Annotated in this window: 13 protein-coding genes; 4 read left to right on the top strand and 9 right to left on the bottom strand. The window is 74.0% G+C overall.

Translation table 11 applies throughout. The annotated features are described in order from the left end of the window. Positions 1–111 precede the first annotated feature (111 nt). On the top strand, positions 112–1,536 hold the full coding sequence (locus ACZ3YL_RS02035; RefSeq protein ID WP_188309256.1) for a cation:dicarboxylate symporter family transporter: 1,425 nt from the start codon (positions 112–114) through the stop codon (positions 1,534–1,536). A 182-nt stretch (positions 1,537–1,718) separates the two neighbouring features. Here the strand turns inward: ACZ3YL_RS02035 and ACZ3YL_RS02040 are convergent, their stop codons facing one another. Further along, positions 1,719–2,684, bottom strand: a complete 966-nt coding sequence (locus ACZ3YL_RS02040) for a hypothetical protein (RefSeq protein WP_465654741.1) — start codon at positions 2,682–2,684, stop codon at positions 1,719–1,721. Positions 2,685–2,786: 102 nt separating this feature from the next. Further along, a complete protein-coding gene (locus tag ACZ3YL_RS02045; RefSeq protein WP_223243422.1) occupies positions 2,787–3,380 on the bottom strand; it encodes an RNA polymerase sigma factor in 594 nt (197 codons plus the stop codon). Positions 3,381–3,600: 220 nt separating this feature from the next. Between ACZ3YL_RS02045 and ACZ3YL_RS02050 the strand changes: the two genes are divergently transcribed. Beyond that, on the top strand, positions 3,601–3,972 hold the full coding sequence (locus ACZ3YL_RS02050) for a hypothetical protein (protein WP_188309254.1): 372 nt from the start codon (positions 3,601–3,603) through the stop codon (positions 3,970–3,972). A 135-nt stretch (positions 3,973–4,107) separates the two neighbouring features. On the opposite strand, the gene ACZ3YL_RS02055 is transcribed toward ACZ3YL_RS02050, so the two are convergent. The 7 genes from ACZ3YL_RS02055 to ACZ3YL_RS02085 all read right to left on the bottom strand — a co-directional run bounded on the left by ACZ3YL_RS02055 (position 4,108) and on the right by ACZ3YL_RS02085 (position 12,494). Next, entirely contained in the window at positions 4,108–4,818 is a 711-nt protein-coding gene (locus ACZ3YL_RS02055; protein WP_465654744.1) for a GTP-binding protein, read from the bottom strand. After that, a complete protein-coding gene (locus tag ACZ3YL_RS02060) occupies positions 4,799–5,146 on the bottom strand; it encodes a DUF742 domain-containing protein (RefSeq protein WP_223243428.1) in 348 nt (115 codons plus the stop codon). The genes ACZ3YL_RS02055 and ACZ3YL_RS02060 overlap by 20 nt, the downstream gene beginning before the upstream one ends. 161 nt (positions 5,147–5,307) lie before the next feature. Continuing rightward, positions 5,308–5,718, bottom strand: a complete 411-nt coding sequence (locus tag ACZ3YL_RS02065; protein ID WP_188309252.1) for a roadblock/LC7 domain-containing protein — start codon at positions 5,716–5,718, stop codon at positions 5,308–5,310. Then, complete coding sequence (locus ACZ3YL_RS02070; RefSeq protein WP_465654746.1) at positions 5,715–8,540, bottom strand: sensor histidine kinase; 2,826 nt, start codon at positions 8,538–8,540, stop codon at positions 5,715–5,717. Before ACZ3YL_RS02070 ends, ACZ3YL_RS02065 begins: the two co-directional genes overlap by 4 nt. A 138-nt stretch (positions 8,541–8,678) precedes the next feature. After that, a complete protein-coding gene (locus ACZ3YL_RS02075) occupies positions 8,679–9,527 on the bottom strand; it encodes an MHYT domain-containing protein (RefSeq protein WP_188309250.1) in 849 nt (282 codons plus the stop codon). A 417-nt stretch (positions 9,528–9,944) separates the two neighbouring features. Beyond that, a complete protein-coding gene (locus ACZ3YL_RS02080) occupies positions 9,945–11,309 on the bottom strand; it encodes a cytochrome P450 (protein ID WP_188309249.1) in 1,365 nt (454 codons plus the stop codon). A gap of 117 nt (positions 11,310–11,426) precedes the next feature. Beyond that, positions 11,427–12,494: an RNA ligase (ATP) gene (locus ACZ3YL_RS02085; RefSeq protein WP_188309248.1), complete on the bottom strand. Its 1,068-nt coding sequence runs from the start codon at positions 12,492–12,494 to the stop codon at positions 11,427–11,429. 463 nt (positions 12,495–12,957) lie between these two features. Here ACZ3YL_RS02085 and modA point away from each other — a divergent pair, with 463 nt between their 5' ends. Together modA and ACZ3YL_RS02095 are read left to right on the top strand one after the other, a co-directional pair. Then, entirely contained in the window at positions 12,958–13,824 is an 867-nt protein-coding gene (gene modA / locus ACZ3YL_RS02090) for a molybdate ABC transporter substrate-binding protein (RefSeq protein ID WP_465654749.1), read from the top strand. Between the two features lie 101 nt (positions 13,825–13,925). Next, positions 13,926–14,741, top strand: a complete 816-nt coding sequence (locus ACZ3YL_RS02095; RefSeq protein ID WP_188309261.1) for an ABC transporter permease — start codon at positions 13,926–13,928, stop codon at positions 14,739–14,741. The last annotated feature ends 5 nt before the right edge of the window (positions 14,742–14,746 follow it).

Consider the following 14,746-nt stretch of genomic DNA (forward strand, 5'->3'; position numbering starts at 1 on the left):
CCCGCCGTGAACTCTATGAACGCAAACGTGACCTCCGTCACGCCTGGCCCCCATAGTTCGGAGCGGCCCACCACCCGGGGCCACCAGGACTGCAGGGCAAAGGAGCCGCAGATGTCGATCGCCGAGACCGCCACGGCGGGGGGACCCAGACGCAAGGACCGGACCCACTACCTCTACCTCGCGGTGATCGCCGCAGTGGTCGCGGGCGTGGTGGTCGGGCTGGCCGCCCCCGGCTTCGCCGTGGAGCTGAAGCCGGTCGGCACCGGGTTCGTCAACCTGATCAAGATGATGATCAGCCCGGTGATCTTCTGCACCATCGTGCTGGGCATCGGCTCGGTCACCAAGGCCGCGAAGGTCGGCAAGGTCGGCGGCCTCGCCATCGGCTACTTCCTCGCCATGTCGACCGTCGCCCTGGCCATCGGCATGGTCGTCGGCAACCTGCTGGAACCGGGTGACGGCCTCCACCTGACCGCCGCCCTCGCCAAGTCCGGCCACGCCCAGGCGGCGGCCGGCGGCGCCCAGTCGACCAGCGACTTCCTGCTCGGGATGATCCCCGACACCCTGTTCTCGGCCCTCACCCAGGGCAAGGTGCTGCAGACCCTGCTGGTCGCACTGCTGGCCGGCTTCGCCCTCCAGGCGATGGGGGCGGCCGGCGCCCCGGTGCTGCGCGGGATCGAACACCTCCAGCGGCTGGTCTTCCGGATCATGTCGATGATCATGTGGGTGGCGCCGGTCGGAGCCTTCGGGGCGATGGCTGCCGTGGTCGGGGCGACCGGCGTCGACGCACTGAAGAGCCTCGCCGTGATCATGATCGGCTTCTACGTGACCTGCGTGCTGTTCGTCGTCGTGGTGCTCGGCGCGCTGCTCCGCCTGGTCGCCGGGGTCAACGTGTTCGCCCTGCTCAAGTACCTCGGGCGCGAGTTCCTGCTGATCCTCTCCACCTCCTCCTCCGAGAGCGCGCTGCCCCGCCTGATCGCCAAGATGGAGCACCTGGGCGTCAGCCGCCCGGTCGTCGGCATCACCGTGCCGACCGGCTACAGCTTCAACCTCGACGGCACCGCGATCTACCTCACCATGTCCTCGATCTTCATCTCCGAGGCGATGGACAAGCCGATGTCGATCGGCGAGCAGCTCTCACTGCTGGTGTTCATGGTGATCGCGAGCAAGGGCGCCGCCGGGGTCACCGGCGCCGGACTGGCCACCCTCGCGGGCGGACTGCAGTCACACAAGCCGGCGCTGGTGGACGGGGTCGGGCTGATCGTCGGCATCGACCGCTTCATGTCGGAGGCCCGGGCGCTCACCAACTTCGCGGGCAACGCCGTCGCGACCGTGCTGATCGGGCACTGGACCGGCGAACTGGACGCCGAGCGCGCCCACCGGGTGCTGGGCGGCGAGCTGCCCTTCGACGAGCTGACGCTGGTCGACAGCCACGGCGGCGCCGGTGCCTCAGGCACCTCGGGTGCCACGGGCCCCGCGCCGGAGACCGTGCCCGCCGGAGCTGGAGCCGGAGCCGGAGCCGGGGCCACCACGATCTGAGCGGCCACCCCGTACGCCCCCGGTCCGGCGCCTCACACCATCCCCCGGAAACGGCGCCGGGCCGGGGGTTCCCCTGTTCCACCACCACCGACGGCCGCCCTGTTGCCCGGCCCGACGACGGCACTCCGTCCAGAGGTCCCGCCCAGAGAGCCCGCTCAGAGATCCCGCTCAGAAAGTCCCGCTCAGAAGTCCTGCGAGCCGCTGACCGCCCAGGCCACCCCGCTGGCCGGATCCTCCAGCGCGAGGTGCAGATGGCGCAGCCCGGCGGCCGGCTCCTGCCAGGTGAAGCAGCGCATCCGGGCCACCAGCGCGTCCACCTCGGCGTGGCCGGGCCCGTCCGCACCGGCCATCGCGCCCAGCGCCCGCCAGAGCCGCAGCCGCCCGTGTGCGCAGCCGTGCGTCCGGCCCACCGCGGCGGCCTGCACCAGCGCCGGGTAGGCGAGCGCGAACGGCAGGAACCCGCCGACCACCCGTCGGCCCCGGGCCAGCACGGCGGCCGCCAGCGGGGCCGGGCCGCGCACGCACACCACCTCCGCCCAGGGCACCAGCGCGGCCAGCTCACCCAGCCCCCCGGTGACCCGCTGCCCGCCCGGCCGGGCCACCGACCGGGGCAGGTCGACCTCGCCCAGGCCCTCGCGGCTGGCCGGCAGGGTCAGCACCGCGCTGCGCGCTCCCCCGCCGGGCAGGTACTCGCGCACCCGTGAGGCCTCGTCCCAGCCCGCCTTCTCCCAGGGCTCCAGGCGCAGCGGCACGCCCTCAGGGTCGGGCTCGGTCCCGTAGGAGAGGTCCTCACCGAGCAGCACCCGGGTGTGCGCGACCAGTCGGCGCACCCGGGCCGGACCGAGCAGCGGGGCCAGTCGCAGCCAGGAGTGGCGGGTCGCCAGCACCTCCCAGAGCGGACCGGCGTCGTGGTCGCCCACCCCGGCGACCGTCCCCTCGCCACCGTCCGCGTCGAACAGCCGGACGGCCAGTTCGGGCGGCGCCGCATAGGCGATCAGGTGGCCGAGCGGCGCGGTCAGGGCCACCGCGGCCTGCTCCCCGCCCTGCACGACGGCGGCGGCCCGGCCCTGCCGGTAGGCGGCGAGCAGCTCGGGCCAGCGGCCGTCCTCGGCCAGGGCGCGGACGCTGTGGTCCTCGTACGTGATCACGATTCGCAGCGTACGGGCCGGGGTGGCGCATCAGCCGACTTGCCGTCGGCTCGGTGCGTCGGCTCGGTACGTCGGCTCGGTGGCCTTCCGGCCCCCGGGTCGTCAGGGGTCGTGCCGGCGCTCCCGCTCCAGGACGGCGCGCAGTCGGCGGTGGGCGCGGCGGCGGGTGACGGCCAGCGTGCTGCGGTGCAGGCCGAGCAGTTCGGCGGCCTCGTCGACGGAGTAGCCGTCGAGGTCCACCAGCACCACCACCCGGGCCTGCTTGGCGGTCAGGAAGCCGAGCAGCCGGACCACCTCCCAGCGCGCCTGCAGCTCGGCCATCCCGCCGGACGGCGGTTCGAGCGCCGAGTGGCCGTACCCCGCCGTCTCGGCCGGCTCCCCCACCTCGGGCAGGGCCACCCGGCGTCGCTCCCGGCGCCACTGGTCGCGCAGGATGTTCGTCATCGTGGTGAACACGTAGGCGTACGGCTGCGGGTGGCTGAGGAAGCGCTCCGGGCGGCGGGCGATCCGCAGGTACGCGTCGTGGACGACGTCACCGGCGGCCAGCGGGCTCCCGGCGAGCATCGTGGCCGCCTGCTGGAGCCTCGGCAGCAGTTCGGTGAACATCCGGTTGAAGTCGGCGGATTGGCCTTCGGACGGCTCCGGACCGAAGTCCTTCCGCCGCCCGCCCGCGTACCGTCCGCTGCATTCCGCCATGCCGCTCTCCCCGGAAATCGGGATCCCGACCGCCCAGTTGGAGCTGACCCCAGCCCCACCGGACATGTTGTGACACAGGTCACATCATAGGCCGTCCTCTCACGCTACGCAGTCATTCGTGTGCAATTCGTCATCGACCGGACGGGAGGCGGGAGTTCACCTCCGCACCACCCCGCCGGCCGGGGCACTCCACCGGAACCGCTGAGCGAGGAGAACCACCATGCGAGGCTGTATCGCCAGGAAGATCGCGACGTTCGGAATGGCCGGCGCGGCCGCTCTGGGCGTGCTCGGGACCGCCACCCTGCCGGCCGCCGCGGCGCCGGCCGCCGACCAGACCATCACCCCCGGCGCGGCCGCGGCCTCGCCGCACGTCAACGCCACCGGCTACCACTGCGTCATCACCGCCAACTACGGCTGGCGCTGGGAGGGGTACTGCAACGTGTACTCCGGCCAGCTGCGCACCATCACCTACTGCGCCAACGGCACCTCGTCCGTCGGCCTGTGGATCGGCGCCCGGCCGGAGGCGTGGGACGTCTGGGGCAACTGTCCCGGGTCGACCTGGACGAAGGTCGTGTTCCAGTGGCACAGCTGAGCAGGTAGCGGCCGCGGGGAACGGATGACGGCTGACAGCTGACGGATTTCGAAATCTGTTTTCCGTCAGCTGTCATCTGTTTTCTGTCATCTGTTCTCTGTCATCTGGTCGCCGTCATCTGCCCGCCGTCATCCGTCAGCCGCCGGCCGTCACCGGCGAGACCTCCGCCAGCAGTCGGGCAGCGTGCACCCGGCCCGCGTGTTCGACCAGGTTGATCAGCACCTCCTTGCCGGAGGCACGCCGCCGGGCGTCGCAGAGCACCACCGGCGTGCCGGAGTCCAGGTCCAGCGCGCGGGCGACCTCCTCCGGGCCGTACTCGCGCGTCCCGGCGAAGCGGTTCACCGCGACGACGAAGGGGATGCCCCGGTGCTCGAAGAAGTCGACGGCCGGGAAGCAGTCGGTCAACCGGCGGGTGTCGGCGAGCACCACCGCACCGAGCGCTCCCTGCGCCAGCTCGTCCCAGAGGAACCAGAACCGGTCCTGCCCCGGAGTGCCGAACAGGTAGACGGCCAGCCCCTCGCGGATGGTGATCCGGCCGAAGTCCATCGCCACCGTCGTGGTGGTCTTGCGCTCCACCCCGCCCAGGTCGTCGACCCCGCGCCCGGCCTCGGTCAGCCGCTCCTCGGTGCGCAGCGGCCGGATCTCGCTGACCGCGCCGACCAGCGTCGTCTTTCCGACCCCGAAGCCGCCCGCGACCAGGATCTTGAGCGCGAGCACGGAGTCCCCCGGGTCCACCGTGTCGGACGGCCAACGGTCGGATGGCCGGCGGTCGAACGGATGCCGCTCGGACGGCTGCCGCTCGGACGGGTGCCGCTCGGACGGGTGGTCAGAGTGCGCGGAGCCCATGGATGACCTCCTGGAGGATGCGCTCGTCGGGGAGCAGGGCGGGCGGGACGGGGCGGCTGACCCGGATGAGCCCGGCCGCCAGCAGATCGCCGAGCAGCACCCGCACGACGCCCACCGGCAGGTCGAGGTCGGCGGCGAGCTCGGCCACCGACAGCGGGTTGCTCCGGCACAGGCCGAGGATGCGCGCCTGCTCGGGGCCGACCGGCGGCTCGGGCAGGTCCGGGGCGAGCGCCGGGTCGGGCAGGTCGGACACGACCACGGCGATCAGGTCGAACTGCTGCTCACCGGCCCCGGTCCGGCCCCCGGTCATGGCGTACGGGCGGACCAGCGGCCCGGCCTCGTCGTCGTACCAGCGGGCCCGGTGGGCGGCGGCGAGCGGGTTGCGGGGCGGTCGGCCGGGATCGGCCCGGGGACGCTCCGGATGTCGCTGGTGGTACGGGTGGAACGCGTGCTCCGCCTGGTCCGGGCGGTCCGGGTGGGTCACCGTACTCACCCGCCGTGCACCGCGCGGGGCGGGGCGCCCAGGTGCTCGCCGACCCGGCGGACCAGTCTCGCCATCTCGTAGGCGACCAGCCCGAGATCGGCCCTGGCAGTGGCGAACACGGCCAGGCAGGTGCCCTCCCCGGCCGCCGCCACCAGCAGGTAGCCGCCCTCCAACTCGACCATGGTCTGCCGGACTTCACCCGCGCCGAAATGTCGTCCGGCGCCCTTGGCGAGGCTGTGGAAGCCGGAGGCGACGGCGGCCAGGTGCTCGCCGTCCTCGCGGGCCAGACCGGCCGAGCTGCCCATGGCCAGGCCGTCGGCGGAGAGCATCACGGCGAAGCGGACCTCGGGGGCGCGCTGGACCAACTCGTCGAGGAGCCAGTTCAGTTCCCCCGTGCGGTGGGTGGTGCCGATCACGGCCGGTCTCCTTCGGGTCGGGTGTCGAGTCGCTCTACGAGTCGCTCTTCGAGCCGTTCCTCGAGCCGCTCTTCGGTTCGTACGTCGGGTCGTACGTCGGGTCGGGCGTCGGGCCCGGGTGCCGACAGGTGCTGGTGCGGCGACCGGGGCCGGGGCCGGCTGCGGCCGGCGTCGGCCGATGGCTCCTCGGGCCACCGACCGGAGCGCAGGCCGCGCGCCCAGCCGTTCTGGAAGGCCGACATCGCCGCCCGCGCCGCCTCCGGACTGCGGATCGCGGGCTCCGCGCCTTCCCCGCCGAGGGCCGCGCGGCGGCTGCGCGGGGCGGCGCCGGCCGGGCTCTCCCGCAGTTGCGGCACCAGGCTCGCCTGGCGCACCCGGCGCGGCAACTCATCTGGGCAGTCGGGGACTTGCCGCTCATCCGGCGGCGGCGCGCTCGCCGTACGGTACGGCTGCGGCGGACCGGGCTGCGGACGGGAGGCGGCACCCCGGCCCCCGTCCGCAGCCGGTCCGGCCGTCCGGGCACCGGAGGCCCGGACGGGGGTGCGCCGCACCGGCCCGGGGTCGTCGCCCCGGGTGCCGAAGGGCAGCAGCGCCCCGCCCTCCGGCGGCGGCCCACCCACCGCCGGAAGCTCGATCTCCGTCACCCCACCGCCTGGGAAGGCCGGGGCCGGCGCCGACACCGGCGCGGGCTGCGGCCACCACACGGGATCCGGCTCGGGGGCCAGGTCCGTACCGTCCGGAACCGGCACGACGTCCAACTCCGGTACGGCATAGGCGTCCTGCCCGTACCCCTCCCGTCCGTCGGACAGCAGCCCGGTGGGCAGCAGGACCACGGCGGTGGTGCCGCCGTACGCGGAGGTCACCAGCGAGACCCGGACGCCGTGCCGCCGGGCGAGCCGACTGACCACGAACAGGCCGAGCCGGTCGCTGTCGAACAGGTCGGCCTGTTCGGCGGCGGCGATCCGTCGGTTGGCGGCGGCCAGGGCGGCCGGGCCCATGCCGAGGCCGCGGTCCTCGATCTCCACCGCGTAGCCGTTGCCGACCTGTTCACCACGGATGTGCACCCTGGTGTGCGGCGGGGAGAACCCGGTGGCGTTCTCGACCAGTTCGGCCACCAGGTGGGTGAGGTCGGCGACGGCATGGCCGACGACAGCGGCGCGCGGCAGCGGGTGCACCTCGACCCGGGCGTACTCCTCGACCTCCGAGACGGCCGCCCGCACCACGTCCACCAGCGGGACGGGCCGACGCCAGGCCCGACCGGGGACGGCGCCGGAGAGGATGATCAGGCCCTCGGCGTGGCGGCGCATCCGGGTGGTGAGGTGGTCCAGCCGGAACAGGTCGGCCAGCTCGGACGGGTCCTCGGTGCGGCGCTCCATCGCGTCCAGCAGGGTGAGTTGGCGGTGCACCAGGACCTGGCTGCGGCGCGCGAGGTTGACGAACACCCCGGACACCCCGGACAGCACCTCGGCCCGTTCCACCGCCGCCGTGACGGCCGCCCGCTGTACGGTGCCGAGCGCCCGGTGGACTTGACCGATCTCGTCGTCGCGGCCCGTCGGCCGGGGTGCCTCGGTCTCGATGTCCACCTCCTCCCCGGCGCGCAACTTCCTGATCGTGGCGGGGAGTTTGCGACCGGCCAGGTCAAGTGCCGAGTTGCGCAGGCCGGTCAGCTCGGTGACCAGTGCGCGCCCGATCCGCGCCGAGATCACCAGCGAGGCGACCACCCCGAGCAGCCCGAGCAGCACGGCGATCCCGGCCGGGGTGAACAGGCCCAGGGCGTAGGGGTTCTGGGGCCCGGCGGCAAGGCGACCGGCCTGGCCCTCGACGCCGCGCAGCCCGTCGGCGACGTTCCCGGCCACCATCGCCCACCGGTCGGCCGGCACCGCGGCGACGGCGGCCCGGCCGTCGGCGGCGGTACGGACCTTGTCCTCGTAGCCGGTCAGCTCCCGGTGGTCGGCTCCGTCGGTGACGGCGAGCAGCGCGCCCCGGTCGGCGGGGCGCAGGTCGGCGGCCGCGCCCTGCTCGAACTCGCGCCGGGCGAAGGCCGTACCGGCGAACTCGCGCAGCTGGTCGTCGCCGAGGCCGCCGGAGAGCTGGGCGGCGCGCAGCAACGCGTCCTCCCGGGCGAGGAGTTCACGGGAGCGGTCCAGCTCCGGCGGCACCCGGGCGTCGACTCCGGCCCGGCCGTCCTGGAGCGGGGCGGCGGCGCCGGAGACCGCCAACGCCTGGTCCACAGCGGCGCCGTAGGCGGCGTACACCTCGGGCCAGCCCACGCTCCGGGTCAGCACCCGGCCGCGCAGTTCGGGCAGGGCGGCGAGCGAGGCACCGAGGGCGTCCAGGCGGGCGGCCGCGTCGGCTCCCAACCCCTGGGCGTCGGCGCGGTTGTAGCCCTGGCCGGGGTGGCGAGGGTCGGGGAACAGCGGGGCGATCGCCCGGTCGGTGGCCGCGGCGGCCTCGCGCAGGGCACTCTCCCGCCCGGCGGCGGGAACGGTCCCCGGGACGAGCCCCGGACCGGCCAACAGCTGTCCGGCGGCGGCGCGTTCGGCCTGCAGGCCGGCGACCGTGTCGGCGACGGGGGCGAGCAGGCTGCGCTGGGTGTCGCGCAGGCGCAGCAGGTCCCAGACGCCCTGGGCGGTGGTCACGGTGGCGAATCCCCACAGGGCGATCACGGAGACCACCGGGACCATCAGCAGGGCGATGATCCGGGCACGGACGGTCCGGGGGCGCAGCCCGCGCAGCCAGGGGCCGGGCAGCGGCGGACGGGCGGGCGGCCCGGCATGGGCACCCCGGCGGGCGCCGGGGGCGGTACCGCGGTCTTCTCGCATGGGTGGGCGGCCTTTCGGGCGGGGGACGGTCATGGGCCGGACGGGGCCCGGAGTGGACGGCGCTCGGACTGGACGGGCCTCGGGCTGAACGGGCCTCGGGCTGAACGGGGGCTCAGACGGGTGCGGGCTCGACGGGGCTCAGGCCACGCGGTCGTGGCCGTACCGCTCGGGGAGCCCGGGGTCCACCTGCTCGACCCCTGGCTGGACGGCCGGCTCGGGGAACTCCTCGATCCCCAGCTCCGCCACCCCCGACCGACCGGCCCGGTCCTGGGCCGCCGGGGAGAGCGCGACGAAGGCGGACGCGAGGAAGAGGAACGAGCCGAGGCCCACCGCGAGCGGGAAGACGAAGTCCATCGGGCTGACCCCGCCCAGGCCGGTCCGGCCGGGCTCCAGCTGGACGTGGACGGCGGCCATGCCGGTGTAGTGCATGCAGCTGACGGCGAGGCCCATGGCCAGTGAGGCGCCCGCCGCCGCGTACACGTTGCGGATGGTGACGGCGGCCCAGAGCGCGGCGGTGGCAGCGCCCACCGCGACCAGCACGGACAGCGCGACCGTCCCGCCGTCGTAGCGCAGCCCGCCGTGCATGCGGACGGCGGCCATGCCGAGGTAGTGCATCGCGGCGACGCCGACGCCGGTGGTGCAGCCGCCGCCCAGCAGGGCGAGGCCGCGGTGCCGGCCGTAGCAGACCACGGTCAGGCCGAGGCCGGTGACCAGCACCGCGACCAGCAGACTGAGCACCGTCAGCGGCACGTTGTAGCGCAGTTCGGTGCCGTCGACGGCGAAGCCGAACATGGCGACGAAGTGCATGGTCCAGATGCCGGAGCCGATCGCGGCGGCGGCGGTGAGCAGCCAGTTCCGGCGGGCGGTGCCGGTGGCGGCCAGACCGCGCAGGGTGCAGCGGAGCCCGAGGGCGGCGCCGGCACAGGCCATCGCGTACGAGACGACGGGTGTCAGCCAGCCGAAGCTGAACTGGTTGAGGGCGCCCATGGGACCTCCGGTCGACCGGTCGGGCCCGGGGCGGGTGGACGGTGCCCCCGGGCACCCCCGGCCGGGCGGACTGCATCCGACGGGCATATGCCTGTCGCATGTGCGCTTTCGACCTGGGGTGCGTGGGACGCTATCGAGTGGCTGGAATCGGCCAGGCGAAGATCCGAAAAGCTGCCCGCGCGCCGGGGGCGGTGTGTTCGAATGACCCGGTCCTGTGCCCAGCGGCCCGGCCGTCGGCGGACCGTGCCCGCCGAACGACGGACGCCGAACAGCAGACACAAACAGCGAACAACAAACAGCGGACAGATAACAGATTTCGAAATCTGTCATCTGTCCGCTGAAAGTTGAACGCCGAAAGCCGAACCTCGTCAGCCGCCAGCTGCCAGCTGCCGCCCGATGGGCGATGGGCCCCGCCCGTCACCCGACGGGCGTCACCCGCACCCGCATCGCAGTCGCCGCCCGAAGCGTGATCGCCTGCGCGAGCGCCACCCGCCGATCCACCACCTCCACCTCGAAGTCCCGCAGCAGCACCCCGAGGGTCAGCACCGACTCCAGCATCGAGAAGTGCTGCCCGATGCAGGCCCGCGGTCCGCCGCCGAACGGGAACCAGGCGTACCGGTGCCGCGCCTTCTCCTCCTCCGGCAGGAACCGGTCCGGGTCGAAGCGCTCCGGCTCCACCCAGTGGTCCGGGTGCCGGTGGGTGACCAGCGGCGCGACGATGACCTGTGCCCCCGCCGGGATGACGTACCCGTCGATGACCGTCTCCTCGACCGCCCGCCGCCCGGTCAGCGCCGCCGCCGGGAAGAGCCGCATCGCCTCCTTGATCACCCGGGTGAGGTACGGCAGCCGTTCCAGGTCCGCCGCCGTCGGCGCCCGCCCGGCCAGGACCGTGCGCGCCTCCTCCTGGGCAAGCGTGCGCTGCTCCGGGTGCTTGGCCAGCAGATGCAGCGCGAAGGCCAGCGAGGTGGCCGTGGTCTCGTGCCCGGCGAGCAGGAACACCAGGACCTGGTCCCGGAGTTCGACCGGATCCAGCCGCTCGCCGTCCACGCCGCGCGCCTTCCCGAGCAGGGTGAGCAGGTCGTCCGCCCCGTCGTCGCCGTCCCCGCGCGCGGCCCGCTCGGCGATGATCCGGTCGCAGACCTCGTACAGCGCCCGCCGCGCCGCGAGGCCGCGCCGGTTGCCCGGCGTCGGCCAGGTGCGCGGGAGGCGGACTGGCGCGAAGCCGCGTTCCTTGACGTACTCGCCGAGCACCGGGAAGTTGTGGTTCACCACCTCCACCGCCTCCTCGACGTCGGCGCCGAAGAGGATCCGGGCGACGGCGCGCAGCGCGAACCGCGACATCTCCTCCGCCGCGTCCACCACCCCGCCCGGCACCCCCCGCCAACGCTCGGTGAGCGCCTGCGCCTCCTGGGCGAGCGCGTCGGCGTAGCCGTCCACCCGGCGCCGGGTGAACAGCGGCTGGATCAGCCGCCGCTGGCGCTGGTAGACCTCGTCCTGACTGGTCAACAGCCCGTTGCCGACACTGGTCCGCAGTTCGTCGTAGAAGTTGTTCTCCTTGCGGAAGTTCGCCGCCTCGCTGCCGAGCACCTGGTGGACGCCCGAGGGCGAGAACACCCCGTAGAACTCGACGCGCAGCCCGGGCGGCCCGGCGACGATGCGGACCACGTCCCCGTGGTCGCGCCGGGCCTGGAGGTAGGTCCGCAGCGGTCGGCGGGTGAGGTCGAAGAACGAACCGACCAGGGGGTTCCCGGCCGGTCCGGGTATCGCGGCTGTGGTGGCCATCGGCACTCCTTCTGGACATCCTGGACGCCGGCCGTGCTTGGCGACCCTTCAACCTTACTGACGGGTATTCAGCCGAGGAAGGTGCGGGAGGGGCCCTAAGAAAGGGCGACGGGCGGCTTACTCGTACTCGGTGCCGCCCTTGCGGGTCAGGTACGCGTCGCTGACCACCTTGGCGATCGCCCGCCCGCCGAGCAGCGGGCTCCAGCGCTCGACCACCGGCCGGACCACCACCCCCTCGCGCAGGTGGAGTTCGCGCCCGGAGTAAGTCTCCCGGCCCTGCGCGTAGGTCAGCACCGTCGCGGTGTCGAACGGCCCGCGCCACAGTTCGGGCACCAACGGCAGTTCACCATCCAGCAGTTCGGCAGCCGACAGCCAGGTCAGCTGCCCGTCGACCACGGCCGACACGTCGAACGCGGCGTACCCGGGGCGCTCGGTGCGCGCGGTGGCCCCGTACGTCAGGTCCTGCACGCCCTCACCGAACACCTCGCCGAAGACCCCGACCCGTTCCGCGCCCAGCCGTTCGGCCAGCCGGGCCGCCACCGCCGGGATGTCGTACGCGCGCACCGCGCGCCAGTACAGGTTGCGCTCGTCCTCGGCCAGCGCCAGCCCCTGGGCGCCGATCCCCTTGGAGGAGACCTGCACCTCGCCGGTGGCGGCGGTGTACGTGACCAGGCAGCAACTGCCGTGCAGCTTCTCGGTCAGCACCACGGGCTCGCCGGGCGCGAAGACGTCGGGGTGGCGCTTGAGGTTCTCGATGTCCACCCAGGGCAGCAGGTCCGGCGCGCTGACCACGTCACCGTTCATCGAAGTCGGCACCGGGGGCCGCCACTTGACGATCCCGAGCAGTTCGGCGAAGTCCTCGCCCCGCTCGGCGGCCCCGGCCAGGTCGGTGTCGGCCAGCACCCCGGGCCGGCAGACGATGCCCTGCGACAGCTCGCCGCGCAGCCGTACCGCCTTCACCCGGTTCGCCGCGCTGCCGGCCAGCTTGCCGGTCAGGCCCAGCTCCTCGACCAACTCATCGGGCAGGACGGCCTGTTCGGGGATGTAGACGGCGTGGTCGCCGGTCCGGTACGCGCCCTTCGCGACCACCGCCCGATAGAGGCCGACCTGCGCCAGCTCCAGGGCGTCAGCGTTCGGGTGCTCCAGGATGACCAGCCGCTCAGCCGTGACGCGCAACGTGGACATGGACGGACTCCTCCTCGTGGATCCGCATGGATCGACCGTCGGGCCCGGGCGGCCGACGGTCGGCCGCGCCTACGGGCTGCGCCCACTCTGACCGCTCCCCCGGCCCGGACGCGACGGGTTTTCCCGGAGCCCCGTCCCCGGCCCTGTCCCCGGCCCCGGCCTGTCCGCGACCCCGTCCCCGCCCCACCTCAACCCGCCTCCACCCCGACTCCGGGCCGCCCCCCGGCCCCCCCGGGGGCCGACCCCGGGCCCACGCTCCCCGCGCCCCCCACCACCGCCCCCGACCGTCCGTGCACGTTTGAGCCTTCGCACAGCGGCCCCGAGCCCCCTGCCCCACCCCGGCTGTGCGATGCGACAGAGGATTTATCGCTCGCATCTGCGGCACTATGATCGCCGTAATGGCCGCACCTGCGGCCACACCTCCGCGCCCCTTCCGGCGCGAACCCGGGAGGGGAAGCCACCGATGAGCACCCGCACCACCGCCACCCGCAGACTCGCCGTCGCCGTCGCCGCGGCCCTCGTGCTCAGCCTCGGGGCCACCGCCTGCGGCAGCGACGGCGGCAAGTCCTCCGGCTCCGCCTCCGCAGCGGCCACCACCGCGAGCACCGACGGCACCACCGGCACTGACGGCACCGGCGCCGGCGTCCCGAAGGCGAAGGGCGACATCACCGTGTTCGCGGCCGCCTCGCTCAAGGAGACCTTCACCGAGCTCGGCAAGAAGTTCGAGGCCGCCAACCCGGGCGCCAAGGTGAAGTTCAACTTCGGCGGCAGCTCCGCCCTCGCCACCAGCATCAACTCCGGTGCCCCGGCGGACGTCTTCGCCGCGGCCAGCCCGGCCACCATGAAGACGGTCACCGACGCGGGCGGCGCGAGCGGCCAGCCGAAGACCTTCGTCAGGAACACCCTCGCCATCGCCGTGCCCAAGGGCAACCCCAAGCACGTCGCGGGCCTGAAGGACCTCACCGGCTCCGGCGTGAAGGTCGCTCTGTGCGCGAAGGAGGTGCCCTGCGGCGCCGCCGCCCTCACCGCGCTGAAGGCCGCCGGGGTCGACCTCACCCCGGTCACCCTGGAGCAGGACGTCAAGGGCGCGCTCACCAAGGTCGAACTCGGCGAGGTCGACGCCTCGCTGGTGTACAAGACCGATGTGCGGTCCGATGCTGCGAAGATCGACGGCGTGGACTTCCCCGAGGCCGACAAGGCCGTGAACGACTACCCGATCGCGGCGCTCGCCAAGGCCCCGAACAAGGACGGCGCGGCCGCCTTCGTCGCCTACGTCCAGTCCCCCGAGGCCAAGCAGGTGCTGACCGCGGCGGGCTTCCAGGCGCCGTGAAGGACTGCACCACCGACAGCGGCCGGCCGGACCACCGCGACCGCGGCACCGGATCCGGCCCGGACCACCCCGCCCCGGCACCAGCAGGACCCGCGCAGGCCCTGCCGCGCCGCCGGGGCGCGCGCCGCCGCCCGGGGGCGCAGCGCGTCCCGGTCACGCTGCTGCTCCCGGCGCTGCTCGGCCTGGCGTTCCTGATCCTCCCGCTGGTCGGACTGCTGGTGCGGGCGCCGTGGAGCGGCCTGTCCGAGCAGCTGACCAGCACCGCCGTCTGGGACGCCCTGCGGCTGTCGCTGATCTGCGCGACGGCCGCCACCGCGGTCTCGCTGGTCCTCGGCGTCCCGCTGGCCTGGCTGCTCGCCCGCACCGAGCTGCCCGGCCGGCGGGTGATCCGGGCGCTGGTCACCCTGCCGCTGGTGCTGCCGCCGGTGGTGGGCGGGGTGGCGCTGCTGCTGGTGCTCGGGCGGCGCGGGATCGTCGGCTCCTGGCTGGACTCGGCCTTCGGCATCACCCTGCCCTTCACCACCACCGGGGTGGTGATCGCCGAGGCCTTCGTGGCGATGCCCTTCCTGGTGATCAGCGTCGAGGGCGCGCTGCGGGCTGCCGACCCCCGCTACGAGGAGGCGGCCGCGACCCTGGGCGCCTCCCGGCTGACGGCCTTCCGCCGGGTCACCCTGCCGATGATCGCCCCGGGGATCGCCGCCGGGGCCGTGCTCGCCTGGGCCCGGGCGCTCGGCGAGTTCGGCGCGACGATCACCTTCGCCGGGAACTTCCCGGGCCGCACCCAGACCATGCCGCTGGCCGTCTACCTGGCCATGGAGTCCGATCCGGAGGCCGCGATCGCACTGTCGCTGGTACTGCTGGTGGTCTCCGTCGCCGTCCTCGTCGGCCTGCGCGACCGCTGGATGTCGGCCCCGTGACCCCA

The organism is Kitasatospora sp. NPDC023176 (genome assembly GCF_055560495.1).